The following is a 25982-nucleotide window of genomic DNA, read 5'->3' as shown; positions in this document are numbered from 1 at the left end:
CTGCTATCCCTTTTTCTTCGCCGCCGGCTTCTTGGTCGCCGACTTCTTGGCTGTGGTTTTCTTGCCAGTGGTTGTTTTGGCAGTGGTTTTCTTGGCTGTGGGGGCCTTGGCGGCTGCCGCCTTGCGGAACGGCTTCTTGCCGCCGCCCTTGGCTTCCTTCTCGGCAATCAGCGCCACCGCGTCCTCGACGGTCACCGACTGCGGATCCTTGCCCTTGGGCAGTGTCGCGTTGACCTTGCCGTAGTTGACATAGGGCCCGTATTTGCCATCGCGCACGACGATCTTGCCGCCGCCATCGGGATGGTCGCCGAGTTCCTTCAGCGCCGCCGCGGTGCCGCCATTGCGGCCGCCCTTGCCCTTCAGCTGCTTCTCGGCGATCACGGTGACAGCGCGGTTGAGGCCGATCGAGAACACATCCTCTATGCTGTCGACATTGGCATAGGTGCCATCGTGCAAAACGAACGGACCATAGCGGCCAAGCCCGGCGGAGATCATCTTGCCGGACTCGGGATGCTTGCCGATGTCGCGCGGCAGCGACAGCAGCGCCAGGGCCTTCTCATGGTCGATGGAATCAGGCGTCCAGCCCTTGGGCAGGCTGGAGCGCTTGGCTTCCTTGCCGTCGCCGCGCTGGATATAAGGACCGAAGCGGCCTGAGCGCAGCGTGATTTCCTCTGCCGTGTAGGGGTCCTTGCCGAGCACCTTGGTGCCGTCCTCGCCCCCGCCATTCTCGCCATTCGGGTTGGCTGCGTCGCCGAGTTGGCGGGTAAAGGAACATTCCGGATAGTTGGAGCAGCCGACGAAGGCGCCGAACTTGCCGAGTTTCAGCGACAGATTGCCGGAGCCGCATTTCGGGCAGATGCGGGGATTCGAGCCATCCTCCCGCGCGGGGAACACCAGCGGCGCCAGTTCCTCGTTCAGCGCATCGAGCACGTCGGTGACGCGCAGTTCCTTGATGTCGGCGACGGCGCCGGAAAAATCTTTCCAGAAGTCGCGCAGCACGTCCTTCCAGGCGAGCTTGCCGTCGGAAATCTCGTCAAGCTTTTCCTCGAGTGAGGCCGTGAAGTCATATTCGACATAGCGCTCGAAGAAGCTTTCGAGGAAAGCCGACAGCAGCCGGCCCTTGGCCTGCGGCACCAGCCGGCGCTTGTCGATGGTGACGTAGTCACGGTCTTCCAACGTCTTCAGGATCGCGGTGTAGGTCGACGGACGGCCGATGCCGAGCTCTTCCAGCTTCTTGATCAGCGACGCCTCGGAGTAGCGCGGCGGCGGCTCGGTGGTGTGCTGGGTGGCATTGATCGCCTGACGGGCCAGCTGCTCGCCGGCACGGATCTCGGGCAGACGACGGTTTTCCTCGTCTTCGGCGTCGTCGTCCTTCTGGTCGGTGTAGGCGGCGATGAAGCCGTCGAAGCGAACGACGGAACCGACGGCGCGAAGCTCCGCGGTGCGAGCGCCATTGACCGCCTCGATTTCGACCGTGGTACGCTCGATCTCGGCCGACTGCATCTGGCTGGCGATGGCGCGCTTCCAGATCAATTCGTAAAGCCGCAGCTGGTCGGAATCGAGATACTGCCTGACCGAAGCCGGCGTGCGCATGAAATCGGTCGGGCGGACCGCCTCGTGCGCTTCCTGGGCATTCTTAGCCTTGGCTGTGTACTGGCGCGGCTTTTCCGGGAGGTATCGTGGGCCGAATTCCTTGGCGATGGTGTCGCGGGCGGCGTCGATCGCCTCCGGCGCCATCTGCACGCCGTCGGTTCGCATATAGGTGATCAGGCCGGTGGTCTCGCCGCCGATCTCCATGCCTTCATAGAGGCGCTGCGCCACTTGCATGGTGCGCGTCGCCGAAAAGCCGAGGCCCGACGATGCCGCCTGCTGCAGCGTCGAAGTGGTGAAGGGCGGGCCAGGATTGCGCCGCGTCGGCTTGGCTTCCACCGACAGAGCCTTGAAGGTCGCGCCTTCGAGCATGCCCTTGATATCGTCGGCCTGCGCCTTGCTGGCGATGTCGAGCTTCTGCAGCTTCTTGCGCTCGAACGCGGTCAGCCGCGCCTCGAAGCTGTCGTTACGTGGCGTGCCGAGGAGGGCAGCGATCTGCCAGTATTCCTCGCGGATGAAGCGCTCGATCTCGGATTCGCGGTCGCAGACCAGGCGCAGCGCCACCGACTGGACGCGGCCGGCCGAACGGGCGCCCGGCAATTTGCGCCACAGCACCGGCGACAGCGTGAAGCCGACGAGATAATCGAGTGCGCGGCGAGCCAGATAGGCATCGACCAATGGTGCATCGATCTGGCGCGGATTGGCCATCGCTTCCAGCACCGACGACTTGGTTATGGCATTGAAGACGACGCGGCTGACCGGCTTGTCCTTCAACACGCGCTTCTGCTTGAGCACCTCCAGCACGTGCCAGGAAATGGCTTCGCCCTCGCGATCCGGATCGGTGGCGAGGATCAGGCCATCGGCATCCTTGACCGCGTTGGCGATGTCGGTGAGACGCTTTCCGGACGCGGTGTCGACCGCCCAGGACATGGCGAAATCCTCGTCGGGACGCACCGAACCATCCTTGGCCGGCAGATCGCGGACATGGCCGAACGAGGCCAGAACCTTGAAGTTCTTGCCGAGATACTTGTTGATTGTCTTTGCCTTGGCCGGCGATTCGACGACGACGACGTCCATGAGGTCTCATATCAGCTGTGGGGCGGCAGAAGAATTCCGCTGCGTGACGCATTCAATTGGTCGCTCACATGGCCGCGCTTTTGCGATCGGTCAAGGGCAAGCGGCCAAAATGCGGAGGCGTGTGCCGCAATACACTCTTAGAGTGTATGGAGAAGATCACAAAATTTTTGTCTGGGAGGGTTCGTGTTTCGAGCCACCGGGAAAGGCGCCGCGACCAGTTCGTGCTGCCCGTAAATGCCGAACTGGTCGCCGGGTCGCTTGGAGCCGGCGGCCAGCCGAGTCCCGCCGATGGGGTGCGGGATAGAGGTTCGGACGATCAGTCGGCCTTGACGATGTGCCAGACTTCGCCGACGCCGTCGCCGGTGATGTCACCGGCCTTCTTGTCCTTGATGAAGGTGTAGACCGGCTTGCCGTCATAGGCCCACATCTTGGTGCCGTCGGTGCGTTCGACGATGGTCCATTCGTCGTCCGCCTTGGCGCCATCCTCGGCCTTCAGCGGCGGCCAGTTGGTGGCGCATTTGTCATAGCAGTTGGTCTTGCCCTTCTCGTCCTTGTCATAGGTATAGAGCGTCATGCCATTGGCATCGGTGTAGATCTTGGTGCCACCGACTTCGGCTTCCTTCCACGCTTCGGCGGCGAAGGATGCGGCGGTGCTGAGCAGAAGGGCGGCCAGGCCGACAGTGATGCTTTTCATGGAAATCTCCCTGGTGATCCGACGAAGCGCGCAGAAATCGCGGCTTCGCTGTGTGAACGCTCGGCGAGGGGCATTTCTTCCCCCGCTTGGTCAACTTGGGATTGGCCGGTAACAATCCGTCCGCCGAACCGTATCTGTAGCCAAATGCCACACGATGGTGATTGGCGAACACGGTTTTGCACCGCTATATCGGCGCTAGGGAATCTGGAGTTCTGGAATGCCATTGGACATCGGCTATGTCAGCGCGGTCGGGGCGGGGGCGATCTCGTTCCTGTCGCCTTGCGTGCTGCCGCTGGTGCCGCCCTATCTCTGCTACATGGCCGGTGTGTCGGTTGACGACTTTCGGGGTGGCGATGCCGGCGTCACGGCCAAGGCCGGCGCCCGCGGCGCGCTCATCTATTCCTCGCTCGCCTTCGTACTCGGTTTCTCCACCGTATTCGTGGCGCTCGGCGCCGGCGCCTCGACCATCGGCCACTGGCTGCGCGTCTGGCAGGAACCGCTGGCGATGGCTGCCGGCGTGCTGATCATCCTGATGGGGCTGAATTTCCTCGGCATCTTGCGCATCCCGCTTTTGTCGCGCGAGGCGCGCTTTCAATCGCAGGGCAAGCCTGCCAGCATGGTCGCCGCCTATGTCATGGGGCTGGCCTTCGCCTTTGGCTGGACGCCGTGCATCGGCCCGGTGCTGGGGCCGATCCTGACCTTGGCCGGCGGCCGCGAGACGGTGGGCGAAGGCGCTCTTCTGCTTGCCGCCTATTCGCTTGGCCTCGGCATTCCGTTCCTGATTGCTGCCCTGTTCTCCGGCGCCTTCATGCGCTTCCTCGGCAGGTTCCGCGTCCATCTCGGCCGCGTCGAAAAAGTCATCGGCGCGCTGCTGGTCGTCGCCGGCGTGTTCTTCCTCACCGGCGGCGTGCAGACGGTGTCCTACTGGCTGCTCGAGAATTTTCCGGTGCTGGGCCGGCTGGGGTAGCGATCCGCTGATCGAGAGTGAACTGCCTCATCACCTCACCGGAATTTAACCGCATTGGTGCAGCATGCGCCAGATGCTACCACTCTCGGATTCCTGATCCCTTTTCAGATGGTTGTCCTTCCATGAGCCAGAGATCCTGCCTGTCCGTCATCCTCGCCGCCGGTGAAGGCACGCGCATGAAGAGCGCGACGCCGAAGGTGCTGCACCAGATCGCCGGACTGCCGATGGTCGCCCATGTGGTGAGGGCGGCAGAGGCCGCCGGCGCCCGCAGCCAGGCGCTGGTGATCGGCCATGGCGCCGAGGATATGCGCAAGGCAGCGGCGAAGTTCGCGCCCAAGGCCGAGACGTTCGTGCAGGAGAAGCGGCTCGGCACCGCGCATGCGGTGCTGGCCGCACGCGGTGCAATATCAACGGGTTATGACGACATTCTCGTGATGTTCGGCGACACGCCGCTGATCGATGCTGAAGCCCTGGTGACCGCGCGGCAAAAGCTTGCCGATGGCGCGGCTGTTGTGGTGATCGGCTTCCGCCCGCCCAGCCCGACCGGCTATGGCCGGCTGATCGAAAAGGGCGGCAAGCTCACCGCCATCCGCGAGGAGAAGGACTGCTCCGCCGAGGAAAAGAAGATCGGCTTCTGTAATGCCGGCATGATGGCGGTGGCGGGCAAGCATGCGCTCGACCTGCTCGACCAGGTTGGCAACAAGAACGCCAAGGGCGAGTTCTATCTCACCGACATCGTCGAGATCGCCAGTGCGAAAGGGCTCGATGTCGTTGCCACCGAAACCAGCTTCGAGAGTGCGCTCGGCATCAACAACCGAGCCGAACTGGCGCAGGCCGAAGGCATCTGGCAGGTGCGCCGGCGCTACGAGGCCATGCGGTCGGGCGTAACGCTGATCGCGCCGGAAACCGTGTATTTCTCGCATGACACCGAAATCGGCGCCGATACGATCGTCGAGCCCAATGTCTGGTTCGGACCGGGCGTGAAAATTGCAACCGGCGCCAAGATTCACGCTTTCAGCCACATCGAAGGCGCCACCATTGCCTCCAACTGCGTTGTCGGGCCGTTCGCGCGGCTGCGGCCGGGTGCCGATCTTCGCAACAAGGCCAAGGTCGGCAATTTCTGCGAGGTCAAGCAGGCGGTCATCGAGGAGGGCGCCAAGGTCAATCATCTGACTTATATCGGCGATGCCCGTGTGGGCGCGGGAGCCAATATCGGCGCCGGCACCATTACCTGCAACTATGACGGCTACTCGAAGTTTTTCACCGACATCGGCGAGGGCGCCTTCATCGGTTCGAACTCGTCGCTGGTGGCGCCGGTTGCGATCGGCAAGGGCGGCTACATCGCCTCGGGTAGCGTCATAACCGAAAGCGTGCCGGACGATGCGCTGGCCTTCGGCCGCGCCCGCCAGAAGACCATTCCCGGCAAGGGCAAGGAATTGCGCGAGCGCTTCGCGTCTGCCGCAGCGGCGAAGAAAAAGGCCGGCACCGACCATTAACCGCCGAAGCAATTGAACCGAGGAATTGCGGTAACCGGATTGCAAGAGCGGTGTGTCATAGTGCATCGGGTTGAGAAGCGTTCCGTTACAGCAGACGAAACGCAAAGTGACTTTCGCGGCGGGCCGGCAATCCCTAGATAGCGCTGGTTTTCCATCGGGACTGGTTTTCCAGCGGGAATTGGGGGCAGGCATATGTGCGGTATCGTCGGAATTGTCGGCCAGAGCCAGGTCGCGCCGCTCATCGTCGATGCGCTGAAGCGGCTGGAATATCGCGGCTATGACTCGGCCGGTGTCGCCACGATCGAGCATGGCCGGCTTGGCCGCCGCCGCGCCGAAGGCAAGCTGATCAACCTCGAACGCCGGCTGAAGGACGAGCCGCTCGATGGCACGATCGGCATCGGCCACACGCGCTGGGCCACACATGGCGTGCCCAACGAGACCAACGCCCATCCGCATTTTTCCAACGGCGTCGCCATCGTTCACAACGGCATCATCGAGAATTTCGCCGAGTTGCGCGATGAGCTGATCCGCGACGGCTATTCCTTCTCGTCGCAGACCGACACCGAGGTCGTAGCGCATCTGGTGGCGCGCGAACTGGCCAAGGGGCTGAAGCCGATCGAGGCCGCGCATCAGGCGCTGAAGCGGCTGGAAGGCGCCTTTGCGCTGGCCATCATGTTCACCGGCGACGAGGACCTCATCGTCGGCGCCCGCAATGGTCCGCCTCTGGCCGTCGGCCATGGCGATGGCGAGATGTTTCTGGGCTCCGACGCCATTGCGCTCGCCCCGTTCACCAATTCCATCACCTATCTCGAAGACGGCGACTGGGCGGTGGTGCGCCGCGATGGCGTCACCATTTTCGACATCGACGGCAAAGAGGTTGCCCGCAAGCGCCAGCAATCGCTGTCGACCAGCTTCATGGTCGACAAGGGCAACCGCCGCCATTTCATGGAAAAGGAAATCCATGAACAGCCGGAAGTGATCTCGCACACGCTGGCGCATTATGTCGATTTCGTCTCCGGCGTGTCGAAGCCGCTGGAGCTGCCGTTCGACTTCGCCAAGATCGGCCGGCTGGCGATCTCGGCCTGCGGCACCGCCTATCTCGCGGGGTTGATCAGCAAATACTGGTTCGAGCGCTATGCGCGGCTGCCGGTCGACATCGATGTCGCCTCGGAGTTCCGCTACCGCGAAATGCCGCTATCGGCTGATGACGCGGCCTTCTTCATTTCGCAGTCCGGCGAAACCGCCGACACGCTGGCCTCGCTGCGCTATTGCCGCAAGGCGGGCATGAAGATCGGCGCCATCGTCAATGTGCGCGAATCGACCATGGCGCGCGAATCCGATGTCGTGCTGCCGACCTTGGCCGGCCCGGAGATCGGTGTAGCCTCGACCAAGGCTTTCACCTGCCAGCTTTCGGTGCTGGCCTCGCTGGCGGTGCGCGCCGGCGTGGCCCGCGGCACGATCTCGAAGGACGAGGAAAAGACGCTGGTACGCGCTCTTTCGGAGGCGCCTCGCTACGCCAACCAGGTGCTCAAGCTCGAGGAGCAGATCGAGCGCATCGCGCGCGAAATCTCGCGCTACAAGGACGTGCTCTATCTCGGCCGCGACACCAATTTCCCGCTGGCCATGGAAGGCGCACTGAAACTCAAGGAAATCTCCTACATCCACGCCGAGGGCTACGCCGCGGGCGAGCTGAAGCATGGGCCTATCGCGCTGATCGACGAGAACATGCCGGTCATCGTCATCGCGCCGCATGACCGTATCTTCGAAAAGACCGTGTCGAACATGCAGGAAGTGGCGGCGCGCGGCGGCAAGATCATCCTGATCACCGACGCCAAGGGCGCGGCGCAGGTCAGCGTCAAGACGATGGAGACGATCATCCTGCCCGACGTGCCGGAAATCATCTCGCCGATCATCTATGCGCTGCCGATCCAGATGCTGGCCTACTACGCCGCCGTCTTTATGGGGACAGACGTCGACCAGCCGCGCAATCTGGCGAAATCGGTGACGGTGGAGTAGTCGGCGCTCATCGGGGGTCTAAAAAACTTCGCAGTTCCAAAGCGCCGTCCGCTTCACTAGTGTGGCGCTGCAACCCGCGCCCCCGGTGAACCATGTCCGATGCTCCCAGAACTTCCGGCATGACCCGGCTGAGGAACTATTTCCTCACAGGCTTTATCGTCTGCGCGCCGCTGGCGATCACCGCCTATATCGCCTGGTCGTTCGTCGGCTGGGTCGATTCCTGGGTGAAGCCGTACATTCCGGCGCGCTACAGCCCCGACACCTATTTGCCGTTTCCGGTGCCCGGCTTCGGCCTGATCGTGGCGCTCGTGCTGATCACGCTGATCGGCTTCATGACCGCCAACATCGTCGGCCGCGCGATCGTCAATTTCGGCGAACGGCTGCTTGGCCGTATGCCGCTGGTGCGCGGCATCTACGGTTCGCTGAAGCAGATTTTCCAGACGGTGCTGTCGAACAAGGGTGATATGTTCCGCCAGGTCGGGCTGGTCGAATATCCGCGAAAAGGCGTCTGGTCGCTGGTGTTCGTCGCCAGTGAAAAGGAAACCGAGATCAACCAGAAGCTCGACCATGCAGGCGACCCGATGATCGCCGTGTTCATGCCGTGCACGCCGAACCCTACCACCGGTTTCCTGATGTACGTGCCGAAATCCGACATCGTGCTGCTCGACATGACGATTGAGGACGGCGCCAGGCTGATCGTCTCGGCCGGGCTGGTGGCGCCCGAAGTCAAGCCGAAGATGGTGACGATGAACGGCCAGCCGATCGACGGAGATCTCGCCAACCCGCCGCTTGGTGCTTTGGCTCAGCCGGCACGCAAGAGCCGCACGGCCTCGTCGCGGCCGAACAAATAGAGCAGCAGCCGCAGCGCCTCGCCGCGCTCAGACTGTAGTTCCGGATCACGCGACAGGATCAGCCTTGCATCGTCGCGGGCTGCTTCGAGCAAGTCGGCGTGCACCTCGATGCGCGCCACCTGGAAGCCCGGCGTGCCGGACTGGCGGGTGCCGAGCAATTCGCCTTCGCCGCGCAGCTTCAGATCCTCTTCGGCGATCAGGAACCCGTCCTCGGTCTCGCGCATCACCGACAGCCGGCGCTTGGCCGTTTCGCCGAGCGGGTCCTTGTAGAGCAGCACGCAGGAAGAAGGCTTGTCGCCGCGGCCGACGCGGCCGCGCAACTGGTGCAGTTGCGCCAGGCCAAAACGTTCGGCATGCTCGATGACCATGATGGTGGCGTCCGGCACGTCGACGCCGACCTCGATGACGGTGGTGGCGATCAGGATGCAGGTTTCGCCGGCCTTGAACGCGCGCATCGCCTGGTCCTTTTCGGCGCCCTTCATGCGGCCGTGGACGAGGCCGATTCGATCGCCGAACAAGGGCTGCAGCGAGGCAAAACGGTCCTCGGCCGACATCAACTTGATCTCTTCGGATTCCTCGACCAGCGGGCAGATCCAGTAGATCTTCTGGCCGTCGGCAACCGCGTCCAGCATGCGACCGACCAGTTCGTCCAGCCGTTCCAGTGGCAGCGTGACGGTGCGGATCGGCTGGCGGCCAACCGGCTTTTCCGTCAGCTTGGAGACGTCCATGTCGCCGAAGGCGGTCAGCACCAGAGTGCGCGGGATCGGCGTCGCCGTCATCACCAGCATGTCGGGGGCGTCGCCCTTGGCGGTGATGGCAAGCCGCTGGTGGACGCCGAAGCGGTGTTGCTCGTCGACCACGGCAAAGACGAGGTCGTGATAGGTCACCGTTTCCTGGAACAGCGCATGGGTGCCGACGACGATGTCGATCTCGCCGCTGGCGAGACCTGATAGCGTTTCAGTGCGTTCGCGGCCCTTTTCGCGGCCGGTCAGGATAGCGACGCGCAGGCCGGCCTGTTCGGCCAGCGGCGTGATTGTCGCCAGATGCTGGCGCGCCAGGATTTCGGTCGGCGCCATCAAGGCCGCCTGGCCGCCGGCCTCGACTGCGCGCCCCATGGCCAGCAGCGCCACCACCGTCTTGCCGGAGCCGACATCGCCTTGCAGCAGGCGCAGCATGCGCTCGGGGTCGGCCAGATCGGCATTGATTTCGGCAAGCGCGAATTCCTGGCTGCCGGTCAATGAATACGGCAGGGCTGCGCGCAGTTTCTCGACGATGCGACCGTCGCCGATGAGCGGCCGGCCCGACAGGCGGCGCACTTTTGCCCGCACCAATGCCAGCGAGACCTGGCCGGCGAGAAGCTCGTCATAGGCAAGGCGGCGCCATGCCACCCCCTCGATGGCGACATCGATCGGGTCCGCGGGATAGTGGATGCGGGCGAGCGCGTCGGCGAAGGCGGGGAAAGTCTGCTTGCGCATGAAGGCGCCGTCCTGCCATTCCGGCAATTCCGGCAGCCGGCCGAGCGCCTGGCCGATGGCGCGGCGCAGCACCTTGCCCGACAGGCCGGCGGTCAGCGGATAGACCGGTTCGACCAGCGGCAGTGTTTCCGCCTCGCTCACCAGGGCGATATGGTCGGGATGGACCATGGTCGGGCGGCCGTTGAACCACTCCATGCGGCCGGAGACGACGACATGCTCGCCCACCGGCATCGCCTTTTCGAGATAGGCGGCATGGGCGTGGAAGAAGATCAGGCCGATCTCGCCGGTGTCGTCATGGGCATAGACGCGGTAAGGCACCGACCGGTTGCCGCGCGGCGGCGGCTGGTGGCGGTCGATGCGCACGTCGAGCGTGACGATGGCGCCGGCCGGCGCAAGCGCGATGCCGGGACGATTGCGACGGTCGATGACGGTGTGCGGCAGCACGAACAACAGGTCGCCCGCGCGCGCCGGCCGTTCGCCGAGATCGGCCGCCACCACCTTCTCGATCAGAGCGCCAACCTTGGGGCCGACGCCGGCAAGCGAAGTGATGGGGACGAAGAGAGGGTCGAGGAGGGAGGGGCGCATGCCTTTACCCTCCCCCCTGTGGGGAGGGTCGATCCGCGAAGCGGAGCGGGGTGGGGGTAGGTGCGCGTCTAACTTTCGAGGAAGTCGGTAGGTCAGCGCCGCACCCCCACCCCGTCTCACCCGCTTCGCTTTGCGAAGCGTGCTCGCCGACCCTCCCCACAAGGGGGAGGGTGAAGTGCGGGCGGTGTCCGGCACCAGCGTTGTCAGGAGTGTTCTTCACACCCGGGATGTTTAGCCGCCCACCCGTGCGTTGCAAGGCTGACACCGCCCTCTATCCACGCTATATGCGCCGCACCAAGCAAGGATGCGGCACGATGACCGGGACGAAACGATCAAGCGAGGGGCTGGATATCAGGCGCCGCAAGCTGTTGTTCCGCTCCTGGCATCGCGGGATGCGCGAGATGGACCTTATCCTCGGTACGTTTGCCGACAACGAGATCGGCGCCTTGACCGGCGATGAAATCGACCAATATGAAAGGCTGCTCGACATTCCCGACACCGAATTCCTGCCCATGGTCACCGGCGAACGCCCGGTTCCCAGGAATATCGACTGTGCCGTCCTGCAAAAGATCCTGGCATCGCGCCGGACCATGACATTTTAAACGTGCAACCATGAGCCTCATTCCCAAAATCGGTCTGCCGAAAGGCCGTGCCGGCCAGTTCATCGTCGACGGCGTTGCCGATGGCTACGAAGCCTTTGCGCTGGTGCAGGCGATCCATGAGATTGCGCCTGACAAACCGGTGCTGTTCGTGGCGCGCGACGGCCAGCGCCTGCCGTCGATCATCGAGGCGCTGACCTTTGCCGCCCCCGGCCTGCCGGTGCTGGAGTTGCCGGCCTGGGATTGCCTGCCCTATGACCGCGTTTCGCCAGGCTCCGATGCCGCTGCCAAGCGGCTCGACGCCCTGACGGCGATGATCGCGCTGGCAAAAAAGCCGCATCGCGCGGTCATCCTGACCACTGCCAATGCGCTGCTGCAGCGCATTCCGCCGGCCGATCTGGTCGAAGCGCAGACTTTCCACGCAAAGCCCGGCAACCAGATCGACATGAACGCGCTGGTGTCCCGGCTGGAGATTTCCGGCTTCGAGCGGGTGCCGACGGTGCGCGGTATCGGCGAATTCGCCGTGCGCGGCGGCATCCTCGACCTCTACGCACCCGGCTGGACGGAAGCACTGCGGCTCGATTTCTTCGGCGACACGCTGGAATCGATCCGCGTCTTCGACGCCGCCACGCAGCGCACCACCGGCCAGCGCAAGTCGATGGCGCTGCAGGCGATGAGTGAAGTGGCGCTGACCCCCGAAACCATCAGCCGCTTCCGCCGCTCCTATATCGAAGCCTTTGGCGCGCCGCAGCGCGACGACGGCCTTTATGCGGCGGTGAGCGAAGGGCGGCGCTTTGCCGGCATGGAGCACTGGCTGCCGCTGTTCTACGAGCGGCTGGAGACAGTGTTTGATTATCTGCCGGATGCGCCTGTCATCTTCGACCATCTGGCGCACGAAGCGCTGGCTGAGCGTCACACGCTGATCCTCGACCACTACGAAGCGCGCCGCAAACAGGCCGACGCCGCCTTGAAGGACGCCGTGCCCTACAAGCCGGTGGCGCCGGACCTGCTCTATCTCTCACCGGAAAACCTCGTAGCGTCCCTCGGACCGCGCGAAGCCATCGACTTCACCGCCTTCGACGCGCCCGATGTCGGGGCCAAAAAGGTGTTCCATGGCGGTTCGCGCCACGGCCGCAGCTTCGCCGAGGAACGTGCCGACCCCAACGCCAACGTCTTCGACGTCGTGGTGAAGCATATTGCCGACGAGCGCGCGGCACGCCGGCGGGTCATCGTCGCCGGTTGGACCGAAGGATCGCTCGATCGGCTCGGCCAGATCCTGGCCGAGCATCATCTCGGCAATCTGGTGCCGGTGGCGACGTTGGCCGAGGCGGAAAAACTCGAGCCGGGCCAGGCGGCGCTTGCGGTGCTGCCGCTGGAATCCGGCTTCGAGACCGAACAACTGGTCGTCGTCGCCGAACAGGATATTCTGGGCGACCGGCTGATCCGGCGCTCGAAGCGCAAGAAGCGCGCGTCGGATTTCATTGCCGAGGCGTCGTCGTTGTCGGCGGGCGACATCGTCGTCCATGCTGATCACGGCATTGGCCGTTTCATCGGCCTGCGCACCATCGAGGCGGTCGGCGCGCCGCATGATTGCCTCGAAATCCACTATGCCGGCGACGACCGGCTGTTCCTGCCGGTGGAAAACATCGAGCTTCTGTCGCGCTACGGCTCTGACACAGCCGAGGCGACGCTGGACAAGCTCGGCGGCGGCGCCTGGCAGTCGCGCAAGGCGCGGCTGAAGAAGCGCCTGCTCGACATGGCCGGACAGTTGATCCGCATTGCCGCCGAGCGCCAGATGCGTACCGCGCCGCCCATGATGCCGGCGGAAGGGCTTTACGGCGAATTCTCGGCGCGCTTTCCCTATGAGGAGACCGACGACCAGCAGGGCGCGATCGATGCCGTCGTGGACGATCTCGGCGCCGGCAAGCCGATGGACCGGCTGATCTGCGGCGATGTCGGCTTCGGCAAGACCGAAGTGGCGTTGCGCGCCGCCTTCATCGCGGCGATGGAAGGGTTCCAGGTCGCGGTCGTGGTGCCGACGACGCTGTTGTCGCGCCAGCATTTCAAGACCTTTTCGCAGCGCTTCTCCGGCCTGCCGATCCGCGTCGGCCAGGCCTCGCGGCTGGTCGGCGCCAAGGAACTGGCGGAAACCAAGAAAGCCATCGCCGAGGGGCAGGTCGACATCGTCATCGGCACCCATGCACTGCTCGGGTCGGCGATCTCGTTCAAGAATCTCGGCCTGCTGATCATCGACGAGGAGCAGCATTTTGGCGTCAAGCACAAGGAACGGCTGAAGGACCTCAAGATCGACGTCCACGTGCTGACGCTGTCGGCGACGCCGATCCCGCGCACGCTGCAGCTTGCCTTGACCGGCGTGCGCGAACTGTCGCTGATCGCCACGCCGCCGGTCGACCGCATGGCGGTGCGCACCTTCATCTCGCCCTTCGATCCGCTGGTCATCCGCGAGACGCTGCTGCGCGAACGCTATCGCGGCGGCCATTCCTTCTATGTCGTGCCGCGTATCAGCGATCTCGCCGAAATCCATGATTTCCTGCGCGAATCCGTCCCCGAGCTGAAGGTGGCGGTGGCCCATGGCCAGATGCCGCCGGGCGAACTCGACGACATCATGAACGCCTTCTATGACGGCCAGTACGACGTGCTGTTGTCGACCACCATCGTCGAATCCGGGCTCGACATTCCGACCGCCAACACGCTGATCATCCATCGCGCCGATATGTTCGGCCTGTCGCAGCTCTACCAGCTGCGCGGCCGCGTCGGCCGTTCCAAGGTGCGGGCATATGCGTTGTTCACGCTGCCGGCCAACCGCAAGCTCACCGACACGGCCGAGCGCCGGCTGAAGGTGCTGCAGTCGCTGGACACGCTTGGCGCCGGGTTCCAGCTCGCCAGCCACGACCTCGACATCAGGGGCGCCGGCAATCTACTCGGCGAAGAACAATCCGGACACATCAAGGAGGTCGGCTTCGAGCTTTACCAGCAGATGCTGGAAGAGGCGGTGGCCGAGGTGAAGGACTCCGGCGAGGTCCAGGACGGCGGCTGGTCGCCGCAGATCGCTGTCGGCACGGCTGTCATGATCCCGGAAAGCTACGTGCCGGACCTTCAGCTCAGGCTGGCGCTCTACCGCCGCCTTGGCGATCTCGAAAACACCGAGGAGATCGATGCTTTCGGCGCCGAGCTGATCGACCGCTTCGGCCCGCTGCCGGAGGAAGTGAAGCATCTGCTCAAGATCGTCTTCATCAAGGCACTCTGCCGCAGGGCCAATGTCGAAAAGCTCGATGCCGGCCCCAAGGGCGTCGTCATCCATTTCCGCAAGCGCGAGTTTTCCAACCCGGTCGGGCTGGTCAAGTACATCGGCGAACAGGGCTCGCTGGCCAAGATCAGGGCCGACCACAGCGTGGTCTTCATCCGCGACTGGCCGACAGCCGAGAAGCGTCTGGCGGGCTCGGCTGTCGTCATGACCCAGCTGGCGCGGCTGGTGGCCGCCTAGACTTTCGGATGGAAATTCGACTGCAACTGCAGGTCGGATGCCGAGAACGTGCCGGCGCCGACGATGACGTGCCCGGCAGGCACGGTGAAGCCGCGCGCGGCGCCGGCGCCTTTCAGCAATCCGGCCCGGCGGTCGGGGTCGGGCTCACGAAAACTGCCGCCCGGTTCCAGCCGGCAACTGTCGACTGTGATTGCACCGAGAAGCTGGCTGCCTGAACCCAGCACCGTTTCGCCGAAGACCGCCGCGCCGTTGAGATAGCGGCCTCGATCGCCGATCACGATCGAGGCTCCCGGCCTGTTGGCCTTTGCAGTAAAACCGCCTTCGCCAAACTGGTTGCGTGAGCCGACGCGGATTGCGCCGGCGGATGCTTCGAACAGTGTGTTGGCGTGGAAAATGTTGGCGTCGCCGATCTCCAGCGCGCCACCGTCGGTGCAGAACAGGTAGACGCCGGGGAAGAAGACGTTGCCTCGCCCGATGACGGCGCCTGCGGAAATCAGCGTGGAGTAGGGGTCGTAGATCACGTTGCCGCGCTCGGACAGGCCAACCACCTCTTCGATCGTAAACAGGCCTTGCTCGCGGCGCACGCGGTCAAGGTAGGCGGACACGGACATAGGGACTCCATGGAGAATTGTTGCGCAGCGGACGATGACCGGCGCGACTAGATCGGTGAGGATCGATTCTGGCACCAAGCGATATTGCACAGCCGTCGCGAAGATAAGAAGCCAAAGTGGGTCGCGGCATGGCGCTCCCCATCATTCGCCAGCGCTTGAATTCCGGTCTAGAATAGGAAATCGGCTTCGTGTATGGAGCCGCCATCCCCATATGGGGCGGGAATGGCGGGCAAAAGCCTGCTGGAAAGAGCGTTTGGGTGCAGCGATGACGAAATGGTCGCCGAATTCTTGGAGAGCAAAGCCGATCAAGCAGGTTCCTGCTTATCCGGACCTTGCCGCGCTGAAGAACACGGAAGCCCAGCTCGCCACCTTTCCGCCGCTGGTTTTTGCCGGTGAGGCGCGCAAGCTGAAGAAGCAGCTTGCGGCTGTCGCTGCCGGCGACGCATTCCTTCTGCAGGGCGGTGATTGCGCCGAGAGTTTCGCCGAACATGGCGCCGACAACATCCGCGACTTCTTCCGCGTCTTCCTGCAGATGTCGGTGGTGCTGACCTTTGCCGGCGCGCAGCCGGTGGTGAAGGTCGGCCGTGTCGCCGGCCAGTTCGCCAAACCGCGCTCGTCTGACAATGAGACCAAGGGCGAGGTGACGCTGCCAAGCTACCGTGGCGACATCATCAACGGCATCGAGTTCGACCCGAAGTCGCGCATTCCCGACCCGGCCCGCCAGGAAATGGCCTACCGCCAGTCGGCGGCGACGCTTAACCTGCTGCGTGCCTTCGCCCAAGGCGGCTACGCCAGCCTGGAGAATGTGCATCGCTGGATGCTGGGCTTCGTCTCCGACAGCCCGCAAGGCGAGAAGTATGGCATGCTCGCCAACCGCATCACCGAGACGATGGACTTCATGAAGGCCGTCGGCATCACCTCCGAGACCAATTACGCGCTGCGCGAGACCGACTTCTACACCAGCCACGAAGCGCTGCTGCTTGGCTATGAAGAAGCACTGACCCGCGTCGATTCGACCTCGGGCGACTGGTACGCAACGTCGGGCCACATGATCTGGATCGGCGACCGTACCCGCCAGCCCGACCATGCGCATGTCGAATATTGCCGCGGCATCAAGAACCCGCTCGGCCTCAAATGCGGTCCGTCGCTGACGGCGGACGGCTTGCTGGAGCTGATCGACCTGCTCAATCCGGAGAACGAGCCGGGCCGGCTGACGCTGATCGCCCGCTTCGGCTCCGACAAGGTCGCCGACCATCTGCCGAAGCTGGTGCGCGCGGTGCAGAAGGAAGGCCGCAGCGTCGTCTGGTCGTCCGATCCGATGCACGGCAACACGATCGAGGCCGCCGGCTACAAGACGCGGCCGTTCGACCGCATCCTCAAGGAAGTGCAGACCTTCTTCGAGGTGCATCGCGCCGAAGGCACGCATCCGGGCGGCATCCATGTCGAGATGACCGGCAAGAACGTCACCGAATGCACCGGCGGCGCCCGTGCCATCACCGCAGAGGAACTGCAGGATCGCTACCACACCCATTGCGACCCACGCCTTAACGCCGACCAGGCGATCGAGCTGGCGTTCCTGGTGTCCGACCTCTTGAAGAAAACCCATCCGATCCAGCACAAGCAGGCCGTGAACGGCTGAGAGCCTGTTTTCAGAAACTGAAATAATAAGCGCCGGAGAAATCCGGCGCTTTTTCGTTTTGATCAACGCCCGCGTTCCCAGCGCAATCCGTTGAGCCGGGGATCGTTGGCAAAGGCAGTTCTGGAAAACTCGATCCGCTTCTCCGGAAATTCTGAGATGGCCTGGACGCCGAACGAGCCGAGCCGGATGCGCCAGGTATGCGGCTCCAGCGGCTTGGCCTTGGCAAAACCGCGGCATGTCAGCAGCGCTACATTGGTGCCCTTCGGATCGCGCGCCGAGCGGTAGCGGATCGCCGCCAGCCCGACCTCGCGAGCGACATCGGCAATCGCCTGGCAGGCGGCGTAGTCGGTCGGATGCGTCCACTCAGCCTCATCGCGGTCGAGCGGCGGCCGCGTCAGGTCGACAGCTTTGTCGGTGCGGATCGCTGCAGCGAAAGCGGTGTATTCCGCGGCGTCATGCGGCCATGGCGTGTCGGGCGAATCGGCGAAGAACAACAAGCGGTAGAAGGTCATTTCGGCGACCGCCGCCATGATCGTCTCCGCGGCATAGTAGACACCCAGGGTGCGGCCAGCGCGGCGGAAGCGCGAGCCGTACGGATAGATCGACCCGTAGCGGAACGGCGTCGCCAGGAGGTAGTGGAGATGCCGGCACTCCATGGGGATTTGCGGCTTGGTTTCCTCGATCAGATCCTCAAGCAGCGCCTGTTCATCCAGCGTGTCGACGACTTTCAGCGTCGAGACCCTGTGCTGCGCCTCGACCATGCGCCAGTATTTGCCGTCGAGCCGGACGGCTTCAGACGAGAGCGCGTCGGGAGTCCAGATAGGCAATGACATCGACAAGCCCGGTAATGGTGAGGATCTTTTCAAGCGGGCTGCCATCGAAAGCCGTGTTGGCGTTCTTCAGCCATGCCCGGGCTATCGTCTCGTCACCGCCGACAATGGCATCGAGCGAACGGAACAGCCGCACGAACAGCACCGCGAGTTCGAACGGCTTGGTGCCGCGCTCCAGCAGGAATTCCTGCCTGCGCATGCGTGAAACCGTGGCTTCCGAGACGCCGATGATCGACGCAAGCACCCTGGCGGTTATATCCAAGAGTTCGGCGGCGCGCAGCGTGGCCTTGGTCAGAACCGCGTTTTCGGCCGCCTTCGCGGTCAGATCAGGGGCGGCAGCATTGGGTTGTGTAACAGACATGGCCTCTCTCTTTCCATGGAAAATATAGTCCACTGAAATTCATATGGAAAGAGGCGGGATCCGATAAATTTGCCTGTGCCCGGGAATTGGCTGCACGCCGAAGCGTCAGTCTTTCTTGTATAGCAGCCAGTTCTTGCCGGTGCGGCCGGCCATTGTCGAGTGCCGGGTGACGCGGTTGCGCCCGCCAACCTTGGAGCGGTAGAGCGCCCGGTCCGCCTTGGTGTAAAGATCCTCCGGGCTTTCCGCTTCGGAAGCCATGCAGATGCCCATGGAAACGGTCACCGTGCCGTAATTGGCGCCGGTCTGGCTGCTGGTGAACGGCGTCTGTTCGATCAGCACGCGGATGCGTTCGGCGATCTCGTAAGTGGTATCCTCGCTGGCGCCCTCGACGATCAGCGCGAATTCCTCGCCGCCGGTGCGGGCAACGAACATGTCTTCACGGATGCTGGTCTGGAAGATTTCAGCGACGATCTGGATGATCTTGTCGCCGACCGGGTGGCCGTAGCGATCGTTGACACCCTTGAAATGGTCGATGTCGGCAAGGATCAGGGCGTTGAACAGGATCCCCTTGTTGGAGGTGTAAATCGCCGTGATTTGCTTGTCGAAGGCGCGGCGGTTCCAGATATGGGTCAAGGGGTCGGTGTCGGCGAGCCGCTTGTACTCCTCAAGCTTCGACTTGACGCTCTCCAGTTCCGCCGTCTTGTCGCTCAGCGTGGTTGCAACCTGCTTGCCGTGGTCGAGGGTCGAGTTGGTGGCCGCCGCCATGGCGCTGGCGACCTTCTGCAGCAGATCCTGCGAAAGCAGGCTGCGGTTGGCGAGGCCACTCGATGTCTCATCGAGGATCTTGCCGTATTTCTCGATATGGCTACGTTCGCTGCGCAGCAGCAAGGCGATGTCCTCGAGTTCCCTGGCCAGCACGTCGCGCGCCTGCTCGACAATGCCGGGACCGTGATGCTGTGCAAAGAAAGCGCGGCCGATGCGGTCGAGATCGTCCTGCGTCGGCTGGTTGCCGAGCGCGACGACGGCCAGGCCGAGTTCGCGGTTGGTGCCTTTCAGTGCTTCGTAGAAGATTTCGTAATTGCGCGGCAGGCCAAGCACACCGAGCTGACGCATGGTCGCCACAACGGCTGTTGCAATGTCGCTGTTTCGGTCGGTCTGGACGGCTGCCGGCTGCATGTTCTGTTCACTCTGCCTCTGGGAACCATCGCAGACCGTGCGAGATGCCGCCGACCGGAGAGTGCCAGCCGTATTTCGGATCATCCTGCGAAAGACACGTCCCCAATCGCGACATTCGCTTGGCAACGACCATAGATGCGCCGGCGCTAAAGTTTCCTTAATGTGCCGCCAGGTAACGCGTCCGTTCTACCGCAGGCTGCAGAAATGGTTTGCAAAGATCCTGAGGTCAGGTCCGAACACGCCCACCCCATGTCGCATTTGCCGGTGCCCGGCTGCGGCAAAACTGAAATCCTCTCGGCCAGCGGCGAAGCCGTGAACGATGGCTGGTGGAGGCAGGGATGAGCAACAACCACAGCGGATCTTGCCTGTGTGGAGCCGTGCGTTTCCAGACGCGAGGGCCGTTGCGCGGAGTCATTTATTGCCACTGTTCGCAGTGCCGCAAGCAGAGCGGGCATTTTTACGCCGCGACCAACGTCGCCGACGGCGACATCACGATAACCGGCGCCGACAACATCAGCTGGTACGAATCGTCTTCCTTTGCCAAGCGCGGCTTTTGCAAGATCTGCGGCTCGGTGCTGTTCTGGAAGCCGGGTCAGGATGCCTATGTCTCGGTTCTGGCCGGATCGTTCGACAACCCGACCGGGCTCGAAGGCCAATGCCACATCTTTGTCGGCGACAAGGGCGATTACTATACGATCGACGATGGACTGCCGCAGTTCGAGAAGTCGACGCCGCCGATCAAGGTTGCGGAGGAGTGATTTTGCGGCGGCTGCCTTATTCCCTTGATCCAGCCATTGCGATATCCCCTGCCGGTGATTCGAAGGGGATGCGGCATGCAGCGGCTGATCGGTGCTTACTTCAATTCTGTGCGAGCCTTTCGCAAGCTCGCCGCCAGCGAAAGGGCATTTCAGCAGGAACTGATGCTGCTGGTGCTGGCGCTGCCGCTCGGCTGGTTCGTCTCGGTCTCGTGGCGCGGCTACGCGCTGTTGATCGGCGCGGTGCTGCTGCTCATCATGGTCGAAGTGCTGAACACCGGCATCGAGGCAGCCTGCGATGCCTTCAGTCGCGAGTTCAACGTCGACATCCAGCTCGCCAAGGACTGCGGCTCGCTGGCGGTGCTGATTTCGGTTATTATCGTCGCCGGCGTCTGGGGAATCGCCCTCATCGAGCGCATCACGGGACTACCGATCTGATCTGAACGCTCCCATATGTTAGTCACCAAAGGAGACTGACGTCGTGGAAGCCAATTTTCTGCTGCTTGAAAGAGCCGGCCTGCCGGAAGACCTGCGCTGGCTGGCGGAAAAATATCCGCGCGAGACATGGCAGGGCCACGCCAACATCCACGGCATGGCAAACATGTGGCTGCAGCGGCACGACATGTTCCGAGAGCTGGGCGGCATGCTCACCACCGGCATTGGCGACTATCGCGAAGGCAGGCTGACGGCGCCGGATTTCGCGCGCTGGTTCGCGCCGCGGCTGAACCACTTTCTCGGCAATCTCGACGGCCACCACAATGTCGAGGACTACCAATATTTCCCGGCTTTCGCCAAGGCGGAGCCGCGCCTGAAGCGCGGCTTCGAAATCCTCGATGCCGACCATCACACCATTCATGAGGGGCTGGAGCGCAACGCCGAGACGGCGAACGCCTTCATCCGCACGCTCGAGGAGAGCGAGGACAGGCAGCGCTTCGCCGCCGACGCCTATGCGGACGAGAACAGCCGGCTGATCGCCACGCTGAAGCGGCATCTGGCCGACGAGGAAGATCTCATCATCCCGCTGATCCTCGATCGCGGCGACCGGGCTCTGGTCGAGGACGACGACTGAACCTTACGATGTGGTTTCGCTGTCGCGGGCGTCCTTGGCGCGCTCCTTGCCGGCGACGGTGCGGGCGATGAGCCAGGCAAGGATGGCGAAAGCCAGACCTATGGCAAGCGCGATCAGCAGCCGTTCGTGATGGAGCAGTGCCTTGCCGATCATCTGCTCGGCCCCGAGGCCGAAGACGTAGCCGACGCCGCAGAACAAAGCCGCCCAGACCAGCGACGACACCGCGTTGAGGATAACGAAGCGCGCTACCGAAATGCTGGCGAAACCGGCCGCGATGCCGCCGACCAGGCGCAGGCCATAGATGTAGCGGTTGGACAGGACGAAGATGTTGGGATGGGACGAGACGAGACGGTAGGCGTGGTTGAAGCCGGGCCTCGCCTTCAGTTTCAGCACCCTGGGATGGTCGGCAAAGCTGCGGCCGAGAATGAAGAAAAACGTGTCGCCGACGAAGGCGCCAATGGCGGCCGCGAGGAAAGCCTTCCAGAGGATGAAGACATGCTGATGGGCGAAGAAGCCGCCGAGGATGGCCGCACTTTCGCCTTCGGCGACACAGCCCAGGAAAACCGCGATCAACCCATATTGCTTGATGAGGTGATGGACGATCCCGGTCATTGAGAGGTTTGCCGGCCCGACAGTTTTTCGTCTATGCGGTTCACCTGTTCGGCCAGGCGCGCGATGTCCTCGCGCACGCAGATGATCTGGCTGTGGCGCAGTTCGTCCAGCTTTTCATGCAGAGCCATGATCTCGATCTCGGCCTTGAGGTTGACCTCATAGTCATGCGCGGCGTCGATGCGGTCGCGCGCGGCCTGTCGGTTCTGCGACATCATGATCACCGGCGCCTGCAAGGCGGCGATCATCGACAGCACCAGGTTGAGGAAGATGAAGGGGTAGGGGTCGAACGAGTCTCGCCCGAGCAGCCACCAATTGGCGCCGATCCACAGCACCAGGAAAGCAATGAAGGACAGGATGAACGTCCACGAGCCGCCGATGCGGGCAATGGCATCGGCGATCCGGTCGCCGGCGCCCTGAAGGCCGGTGAGGCTGTCGTTGATATCCTGCGAGATGGGCTTGCGGTCGACAGTGCTCTGCAACACCCGCCGCTCGAGCTCGCTGAGGCCCTCCGGCGTTCGCTTCAGCCAGCGGTTGGCCAGTTCTGGCACGGTTTTGTGCATGGATGTCTCCATAGGAAAAGCGTCGGCTTGGCAGCCTCGTTTGCATATAGGAAGATGGCGTTTCGTCAAAAGCGCGGCGCGAGGATGCAGGATGCCCGATTTCGCGAAGATTCGCGCCCGTGCTGCAAAACGCAAAGGCGGCGACGCGGTGCTGACCTCGCTGCTCGGGCCGGCGCCTGACAATGCTGCCGTTGCCGACATTACGGACGATCGCATCCTGTCGACGATGGCCGAGCGGGTGTTTGCCGCCGGCTTCGTCTGGCGCGTCATCGAACAGAAATGGCCGGGCTTCGAGGAAGCCTTTCTCCATTTCGAGCCGAAACGGCTGTTGTTTCAACCTGATGACTTCTGGTACGACCTGACGGCTGATCAACGCATTGTGCGCAACCCGCAGAAGATCAAATCCGTCCGCGACAACGCCGCCTTCGTTGAGCGTGTGTCGAAGGAACATGGCGGTTTCGGCAAATTCCTCGCGGAGTGGCCTGACGACGACCAGGTCGGGCTGATGGCGTATCTCGGCAAGCATGGCAGCCGGCTTGGCGGCAACACCGGCCAGTATTTCCTGCGCTGGCTGCAATGGGACGCCTTCGTCATCTCGGCCGATATGGTTGCGGCTTTGCGTGACGCCGGCCTCGACATTGCGGAAAGCCCGACGTCGAAGAGGGATCTCGACAGGATTCAGGCGCAGATCAACAAATGGGCGCAGGAAACCGGCCTGCCGCGCCGGCACATTTCGCGCATTCTGGCGATGTCGATCGGAGAGAACCATTCGCCGCAATCGCTGCGCGAATATATGGGCGACGACTGATCACCGAATTGGTCCAAACGAACGCCATTGCTCGGGCAAATTTGCCGCGCTAAACCGCACAGATGACCCAGAAGACCGCACCCGATATTCTGCGCATCGCCGTTGCCCAGCTCAACCCGACGGTCGGCGATGTCGCCGGCAACCTTGCCAAGGCGCGCGAGGCGAGGGCGGATGCCGCCCGCCAGGGCGCCGACATCGTGCTCTACACCGAGCTTTTCCTTGCCGGTTATCCGCCGGAGGATCTGGTGCTGAAGCCGGCCTTCCTCAAGGTTTGCGAGAAGGCCGCTCAGGATTTCGCCGCGGATACCTCCGATGGCGGGCCGGGCGTCATCATCGGCACGCCGCTGAAGCGCAAGAGCGGCACCCACAATTCGATCATCGTCGCCGATGGCGGCAAGATCCTCGCCGAGCGCTACAAGCTCGATTTGCCAAACTATGGCGAGTTCGACGAGAAGCGCGTCTTCCAGGCCGGGCCCGAGGCTCAGGGACCCGTCAACTTCCGTGGTGTGCGCATCGGAATTCCGATCTGCGAGGACATCTGGGGCGACGTCGGCATCTGTGAAACCTTGGCCGAGAGCGGCGCGGAAATCCTGCTGGTGCCGAACGGCTCGCCCTACTACCGCGCCAAGATGGACGTGCGCCATCAGGTCGTTATCCGCCAGGTCATCGAGACCGGTTTGCCGATGATCTATGCCAATCAGATCGGCGGCCAGGACGAGCTGATCTTCGACGGCGCCTCTTTTGCCATCGGCGCCGACAAGACGCTCGCCTTCCAGATGAGCCAGTTCGAGGAAACTGTCGACGTCACCACCTGGAAGCGCAACCGCGTCGCCGCAGGCGCGCAAAACGCAGAAGAGTTCGACGGCTGGGTCTGCTCGGAAGGGCCGATGTCGAAAATCCCCGAGCGCGAGGAGGCGGACTACCGCGCCTGCATGCTCGGCCTGCGCGACTACGTCAATAAAAACGGCTTCAAGAACGTCGTGCTGGGTCTCTCCGGCGGCATCGATTCGGCGATCTGCGCCGCATTGGCCGTCGATGCGCTCGGCGAGGAGCGGCTGCGGGCGGTGATGATGCCCTACCGCTATACCTCGGAGGATTCGCTGAAGGATGCCGAGGATTGCGCCCGTGCGCTTGGCTGCCGCTATGACATCGTGCCGATCTTCGAACCGGTCGAGGGTTTCCTACACACGCTGGCGCAGCTTTTTGAAGGCACCAAGGAAGGCATCACCGAAGAGAATCTACAGAGCCGCGCGCGCGGCACGATCCTGATGGCGATTTCCAACAAGTTCGGCTCGATGGTCGTCACCACGGGCAACAAGAGCGAGATGTCGGTGGGCTACGCCACGCTTTATGGCGACATGAATGGCGGCTTCAACCCGATAAAAGACCTCTACAAGATGCAGGTCTATGCGCTGTCGCGCTGGCGCAACAGCCATGTGCCGCCGGGCGCGCTCGGTCCCTCAGGCGAGGTGATCCCCAGGAATATCATCGACAAGGCGCCGTCGGCGGAATTGCGCGAGAACCAGACCGACCAGGATTCGCTGCCGCCCTATCCGGTGCTGGACGACATTCTGGAATGCCTGGTCGAGAACGAAATGGGCGTCGACGACATCGTCGCGCGCGGCCACGACCGGGCGACGGTGACGCGCGTCGAACATTTGCTCTACATTGCCGAGTACAAACGCCGGCAAGCGGCGCCGGGTGTGAAGATCACCCGGAAGAATTTTGGCCGCGACCGCCGCTATCCCATCACCAACCGTTTCAGGGATCGCGGCTGAACTTCGTTTAATTAGAGAACCTTGGGGCTTTCATGTTTTTCAGCTATTTCAAGGGAACGCCTGAATATCACATCCTGCGCTTCAAGAACGGCAAGGTCCGTGAGCAGGGGCGCGGCATCTCCTTCTGGTACGGGACGTTCGGCACCACCATCGCCATGGTGCCGGTGACGTCGCTCGACAACCCTTTCATCTCCACCGAGACGACGGCGAATTTCCAGGATCTGGCAATCCAGGGGTCGGTCAGCTACCGCATCATCGATCCACTCAAGGCAGCCGAAGGTTTTGATTTCAGCGCCAAGCTCAGCCGTGCCGACGTCGTCGGCGACGGCCGGGAGAAGATCGCCGAGCGCCTGGTGCTTGCGATACAGAGCCGCGCCCGCGCGGTGGTTTCGAGCATGACGCTGGAGCAGGCGCTGGCCGAGGTGACCAAGCTCGGCGGCAATCTCGCCGAACTCCTGCGCAACGATCCGATTGCGGCAACCGCCGGCCTGTCGATCGAGGAGGTCCACATCACCTCGGTCCAGCCGACGCCGGAGATCCGCAAGGCGCTCCAGACCGAATATCGCGAGGCGCTGCAGCGCCAGGCCGATGCGGCGATCTATGGGCGCCGTGCCTGGGGCGTGGAGAAGGAGCGCGAGATCAAGCAGAGCGAACTGGCGACCGAAATCGAGCTTGCCGAACGCAACAAGCTGCTGGTCGACACCGAAGCGCGCAACAAGCTGACGCTTGCCGAGGCGCAAGCCAAGGCGCAGCAGCTGGAACTGACCGTCTATTCGTCGGCGCCCGCCCACGTGCTGACGGCGATGGCCTTCAAGGCCTGGGCGGAAAAGGGCGGTTCGGTCGGCAATCTGTCGATCACGCCTGACATGCTCACCAGCGCGCTCAGCCAGCTTCCCACGCCGAAAGCCGGGTCCTGAAAGGCAAGCAC

Annotated in this window: 22 protein-coding genes; 13 read left to right on the top strand and 9 right to left on the bottom strand. The window is 63.2% G+C overall.

Features of this window, described 5'->3' with window-relative positions:
* Positions 1-3: 3 nt before the first annotated feature.
* The gene (gene topA / locus NKK52_RS11655) at positions 4-2667 is read right to left on the bottom strand and encodes a type I DNA topoisomerase (protein ID WP_023681566.1); all 2664 of its coding nucleotides are present in this window, start codon (positions 2665-2667) and stop codon (positions 4-6) included.
* Between the two features lie 316 nt (positions 2668-2983).
* On the bottom strand, positions 2984-3361 hold the full coding sequence (locus NKK52_RS11650) for a COG4315 family predicted lipoprotein (protein ID WP_023667566.1): 378 nt from the start codon (positions 3359-3361) through the stop codon (positions 2984-2986).
* Between the two features lie 217 nt (positions 3362-3578).
* Here NKK52_RS11650 and NKK52_RS11645 point away from each other — a divergent pair, with 217 nt between their 5' ends.
* The 4 genes from NKK52_RS11645 (at position 3579) to NKK52_RS11630 (ending at position 8691) form a co-directional block, all read left to right on the top strand.
* Positions 3579-4328, top strand: a complete 750-nt coding sequence (locus tag NKK52_RS11645) for a cytochrome c biogenesis CcdA family protein (protein ID WP_023667565.1) — start codon at positions 3579-3581, stop codon at positions 4326-4328.
* A gap of 122 nt (positions 4329-4450) precedes the next feature.
* Positions 4451-5824 (top strand): bifunctional UDP-N-acetylglucosamine diphosphorylase/glucosamine-1-phosphate N-acetyltransferase GlmU, encoded by a 1374-nt coding sequence (gene glmU, locus NKK52_RS11640; protein ID WP_023681565.1) that lies wholly within the window; start codon positions 4451-4453, stop codon positions 5822-5824.
* 192 nt (positions 5825-6016) lie between these two features.
* Positions 6017-7840 carry a glutamine--fructose-6-phosphate transaminase (isomerizing) gene (gene glmS, locus NKK52_RS11635; protein ID WP_023681564.1) on the top strand — a complete coding sequence of 608 codons (1824 nt, stop codon included), beginning with the start codon at positions 6017-6019 and terminating at the stop codon, positions 7838-7840.
* Positions 7841-7932: 92 nt separating this feature from the next.
* Positions 7933-8691: a DUF502 domain-containing protein gene (locus NKK52_RS11630; protein ID WP_027050381.1), complete on the top strand. Its 759-nt coding sequence runs from the start codon at positions 7933-7935 to the stop codon at positions 8689-8691.
* Here NKK52_RS11630 and recG read toward each other — a convergent pair.
* Positions 8643-10751: an ATP-dependent DNA helicase RecG gene (gene recG / locus NKK52_RS11625; protein ID WP_023681562.1), complete on the bottom strand. Its 2109-nt coding sequence runs from the start codon at positions 10749-10751 to the stop codon at positions 8643-8645. The genes NKK52_RS11630 and recG overlap by 49 nt on opposite strands.
* Before the next feature lie 314 nt (positions 10752-11065).
* Between recG and NKK52_RS11620 the strand changes: the two genes are divergently transcribed.
* Both NKK52_RS11620 and mfd read left to right on the top strand, forming a co-directional pair.
* On the top strand, positions 11066-11353 hold the full coding sequence (locus NKK52_RS11620; protein ID WP_023681561.1) for an FAD assembly factor SdhE: 288 nt from the start codon (positions 11066-11068) through the stop codon (positions 11351-11353).
* A 10-nt stretch (positions 11354-11363) separates the two neighbouring features.
* The gene (gene mfd, locus NKK52_RS11615; RefSeq protein ID WP_023681560.1) at positions 11364-14855 is read left to right on the top strand and encodes a transcription-repair coupling factor; all 3492 of its coding nucleotides are present in this window, start codon (positions 11364-11366) and stop codon (positions 14853-14855) included.
* Here the strand turns inward: mfd and NKK52_RS11610 are convergent.
* A complete protein-coding gene (locus tag NKK52_RS11610; RefSeq protein ID WP_196815042.1) occupies positions 14852-15460 on the bottom strand; it encodes a hypothetical protein in 609 nt (202 codons plus the stop codon). The two genes, mfd and NKK52_RS11610, sit on opposite strands and share 4 nt — an antisense overlap.
* A gap of 271 nt (positions 15461-15731) precedes the next feature.
* Here NKK52_RS11610 and NKK52_RS11605 point away from each other — a divergent pair, with 271 nt between their 5' ends.
* Positions 15732-17105: a class II 3-deoxy-7-phosphoheptulonate synthase gene (locus tag NKK52_RS11605; RefSeq protein ID WP_023681558.1), complete on the top strand. Its 1374-nt coding sequence runs from the start codon at positions 15732-15734 to the stop codon at positions 17103-17105.
* Between the two features lie 62 nt (positions 17106-17167).
* Here the strand turns inward: NKK52_RS11605 and NKK52_RS11600 are convergent, their stop codons facing one another.
* The 3 genes from NKK52_RS11600 to NKK52_RS11590 form a co-directional block, all read right to left on the bottom strand.
* Positions 17168-17938, bottom strand: a complete 771-nt coding sequence (locus tag NKK52_RS11600; RefSeq protein ID WP_023681557.1) for an RES family NAD+ phosphorylase — start codon at positions 17936-17938, stop codon at positions 17168-17170.
* Positions 17898-18296, bottom strand: a complete 399-nt coding sequence (locus NKK52_RS11595; RefSeq protein ID WP_023681556.1) for an MbcA/ParS/Xre antitoxin family protein — start codon at positions 18294-18296, stop codon at positions 17898-17900. The genes NKK52_RS11600 and NKK52_RS11595 overlap by 41 nt, the downstream gene beginning before the upstream one ends.
* 105 nt (positions 18297-18401) lie before the next feature.
* On the bottom strand, positions 18402-19472 hold the full coding sequence (locus NKK52_RS11590; protein WP_023681555.1) for a GGDEF domain-containing protein: 1071 nt from the start codon (positions 19470-19472) through the stop codon (positions 18402-18404).
* A gap of 338 nt (positions 19473-19810) precedes the next feature.
* On the opposite strand from NKK52_RS11590, the gene NKK52_RS11585 reads away from it, so the two are divergent.
* From NKK52_RS11585 to NKK52_RS11575, 3 genes are all read left to right on the top strand, one after another.
* Entirely contained in the window at positions 19811-20230 is a 420-nt protein-coding gene (locus tag NKK52_RS11585) for a GFA family protein (RefSeq protein WP_023681554.1), read from the top strand.
* Positions 20231-20305: 75 nt separating this feature from the next.
* Entirely contained in the window at positions 20306-20665 is a 360-nt protein-coding gene (locus NKK52_RS11580) for a diacylglycerol kinase (protein ID WP_023681553.1), read from the top strand.
* 43 nt (positions 20666-20708) lie between these two features.
* A complete protein-coding gene (locus NKK52_RS11575; RefSeq protein WP_023681552.1) occupies positions 20709-21296 on the top strand; it encodes a hemerythrin domain-containing protein in 588 nt (195 codons plus the stop codon).
* 3 nt (positions 21297-21299) lie between these two features.
* Here NKK52_RS11575 and NKK52_RS11570 read toward each other — a convergent pair whose 3' ends face one another.
* Positions 21300-21908 (bottom strand): DedA family protein, encoded by a 609-nt coding sequence (locus NKK52_RS11570; protein ID WP_023681551.1) that lies wholly within the window; start codon positions 21906-21908, stop codon positions 21300-21302.
* Positions 21905-22468 carry a DUF1003 domain-containing protein gene (locus NKK52_RS11565; protein WP_023681550.1) on the bottom strand — a complete coding sequence of 188 codons (564 nt, stop codon included), beginning with the start codon at positions 22466-22468 and terminating at the stop codon, positions 21905-21907. Before NKK52_RS11565 ends, NKK52_RS11570 begins: the two co-directional genes overlap by 4 nt.
* Positions 22469-22559: 91 nt before the next feature.
* On the opposite strand from NKK52_RS11565, the gene NKK52_RS11560 reads away from it, so the two are divergent.
* From NKK52_RS11560 to NKK52_RS11550, 3 genes are all read left to right on the top strand, one after another.
* Entirely contained in the window at positions 22560-23276 is a 717-nt protein-coding gene (locus tag NKK52_RS11560; RefSeq protein WP_023681549.1) for a DNA-3-methyladenine glycosylase I, read from the top strand.
* 62 nt (positions 23277-23338) lie between these two features.
* Positions 23339-25054, top strand: a complete 1716-nt coding sequence (locus NKK52_RS11555) for an NAD+ synthase (protein WP_023681548.1) — start codon at positions 23339-23341, stop codon at positions 25052-25054.
* A 32-nt stretch (positions 25055-25086) separates the two neighbouring features.
* Entirely contained in the window at positions 25087-25971 is an 885-nt protein-coding gene (locus NKK52_RS11550; protein ID WP_023681547.1) for an SPFH domain-containing protein, read from the top strand.
* Positions 25972-25982 lie beyond the last annotated feature (11 nt).

Source organism: Mesorhizobium sp. C277A (assembly GCF_040324395.1).
Lineage (GTDB): Bacteria > Pseudomonadota > Alphaproteobacteria > Rhizobiales > Rhizobiaceae > Mesorhizobium.
Note: the sequence above shows the minus strand (reverse complement) of the source record. Positions and strands in the feature narration are given on the sequence as shown.

Excerpts from the sequence above, each read along its gene's own strand:
- topA (WP_023681566.1), bottom strand. The coding sequence starts at position 2,667 with ATGGACGTCGTCGTCGTCGAATCGCCGGCCAAGGCAAAGACAATCAAC.
- NKK52_RS11650 (WP_023667566.1), bottom strand. The coding sequence starts at position 3,361 with ATGAAAAGCATCACTGTCGGCCTGGCCGCCCTTCTGCTCAGCACCGCC.
- NKK52_RS11645 (WP_023667565.1), top strand. The coding sequence starts at position 3,579 with ATGCCATTGGACATCGGCTATGTCAGCGCGGTCGGGGCGGGGGCGATC.
- glmU (WP_023681565.1), top strand. The coding sequence starts at position 4,451 with ATGAGCCAGAGATCCTGCCTGTCCGTCATCCTCGCCGCCGGTGAAGGC.
- glmS (WP_023681564.1), top strand. The coding sequence starts at position 6,017 with ATGTGCGGTATCGTCGGAATTGTCGGCCAGAGCCAGGTCGCGCCGCTC.
- NKK52_RS11630 (WP_027050381.1), top strand. The coding sequence starts at position 7,933 with ATGTCCGATGCTCCCAGAACTTCCGGCATGACCCGGCTGAGGAACTAT.
- recG (WP_023681562.1), bottom strand. The coding sequence starts at position 10,751 with ATGCGCCCCTCCCTCCTCGACCCTCTCTTCGTCCCCATCACTTCGCTT.
- NKK52_RS11620 (WP_023681561.1), top strand. The coding sequence starts at position 11,066 with ATGACCGGGACGAAACGATCAAGCGAGGGGCTGGATATCAGGCGCCGC.
- mfd (WP_023681560.1), top strand. The coding sequence starts at position 11,364 with ATGAGCCTCATTCCCAAAATCGGTCTGCCGAAAGGCCGTGCCGGCCAG.
- NKK52_RS11605 (WP_023681558.1), top strand. The coding sequence starts at position 15,732 with ATGACGAAATGGTCGCCGAATTCTTGGAGAGCAAAGCCGATCAAGCAG.
- NKK52_RS11600 (WP_023681557.1), bottom strand. The coding sequence starts at position 17,938 with ATGTCATTGCCTATCTGGACTCCCGACGCGCTCTCGTCTGAAGCCGTC.
- NKK52_RS11595 (WP_023681556.1), bottom strand. The coding sequence starts at position 18,296 with ATGTCTGTTACACAACCCAATGCTGCCGCCCCTGATCTGACCGCGAAG.
- NKK52_RS11590 (WP_023681555.1), bottom strand. The coding sequence starts at position 19,472 with ATGCAGCCGGCAGCCGTCCAGACCGACCGAAACAGCGACATTGCAACA.
- NKK52_RS11585 (WP_023681554.1), top strand. The coding sequence starts at position 19,811 with ATGAGCAACAACCACAGCGGATCTTGCCTGTGTGGAGCCGTGCGTTTC.
- NKK52_RS11580 (WP_023681553.1), top strand. The coding sequence starts at position 20,306 with ATGCAGCGGCTGATCGGTGCTTACTTCAATTCTGTGCGAGCCTTTCGC.
- NKK52_RS11570 (WP_023681551.1), bottom strand. The coding sequence starts at position 21,908 with ATGACCGGGATCGTCCATCACCTCATCAAGCAATATGGGTTGATCGCG.
- NKK52_RS11565 (WP_023681550.1), bottom strand. The coding sequence starts at position 22,468 with ATGCACAAAACCGTGCCAGAACTGGCCAACCGCTGGCTGAAGCGAACG.
- NKK52_RS11560 (WP_023681549.1), top strand. The coding sequence starts at position 22,560 with ATGCCCGATTTCGCGAAGATTCGCGCCCGTGCTGCAAAACGCAAAGGC.
- NKK52_RS11555 (WP_023681548.1), top strand. The coding sequence starts at position 23,339 with ATGACCCAGAAGACCGCACCCGATATTCTGCGCATCGCCGTTGCCCAG.
- NKK52_RS11550 (WP_023681547.1), top strand. The coding sequence starts at position 25,087 with ATGTTTTTCAGCTATTTCAAGGGAACGCCTGAATATCACATCCTGCGC.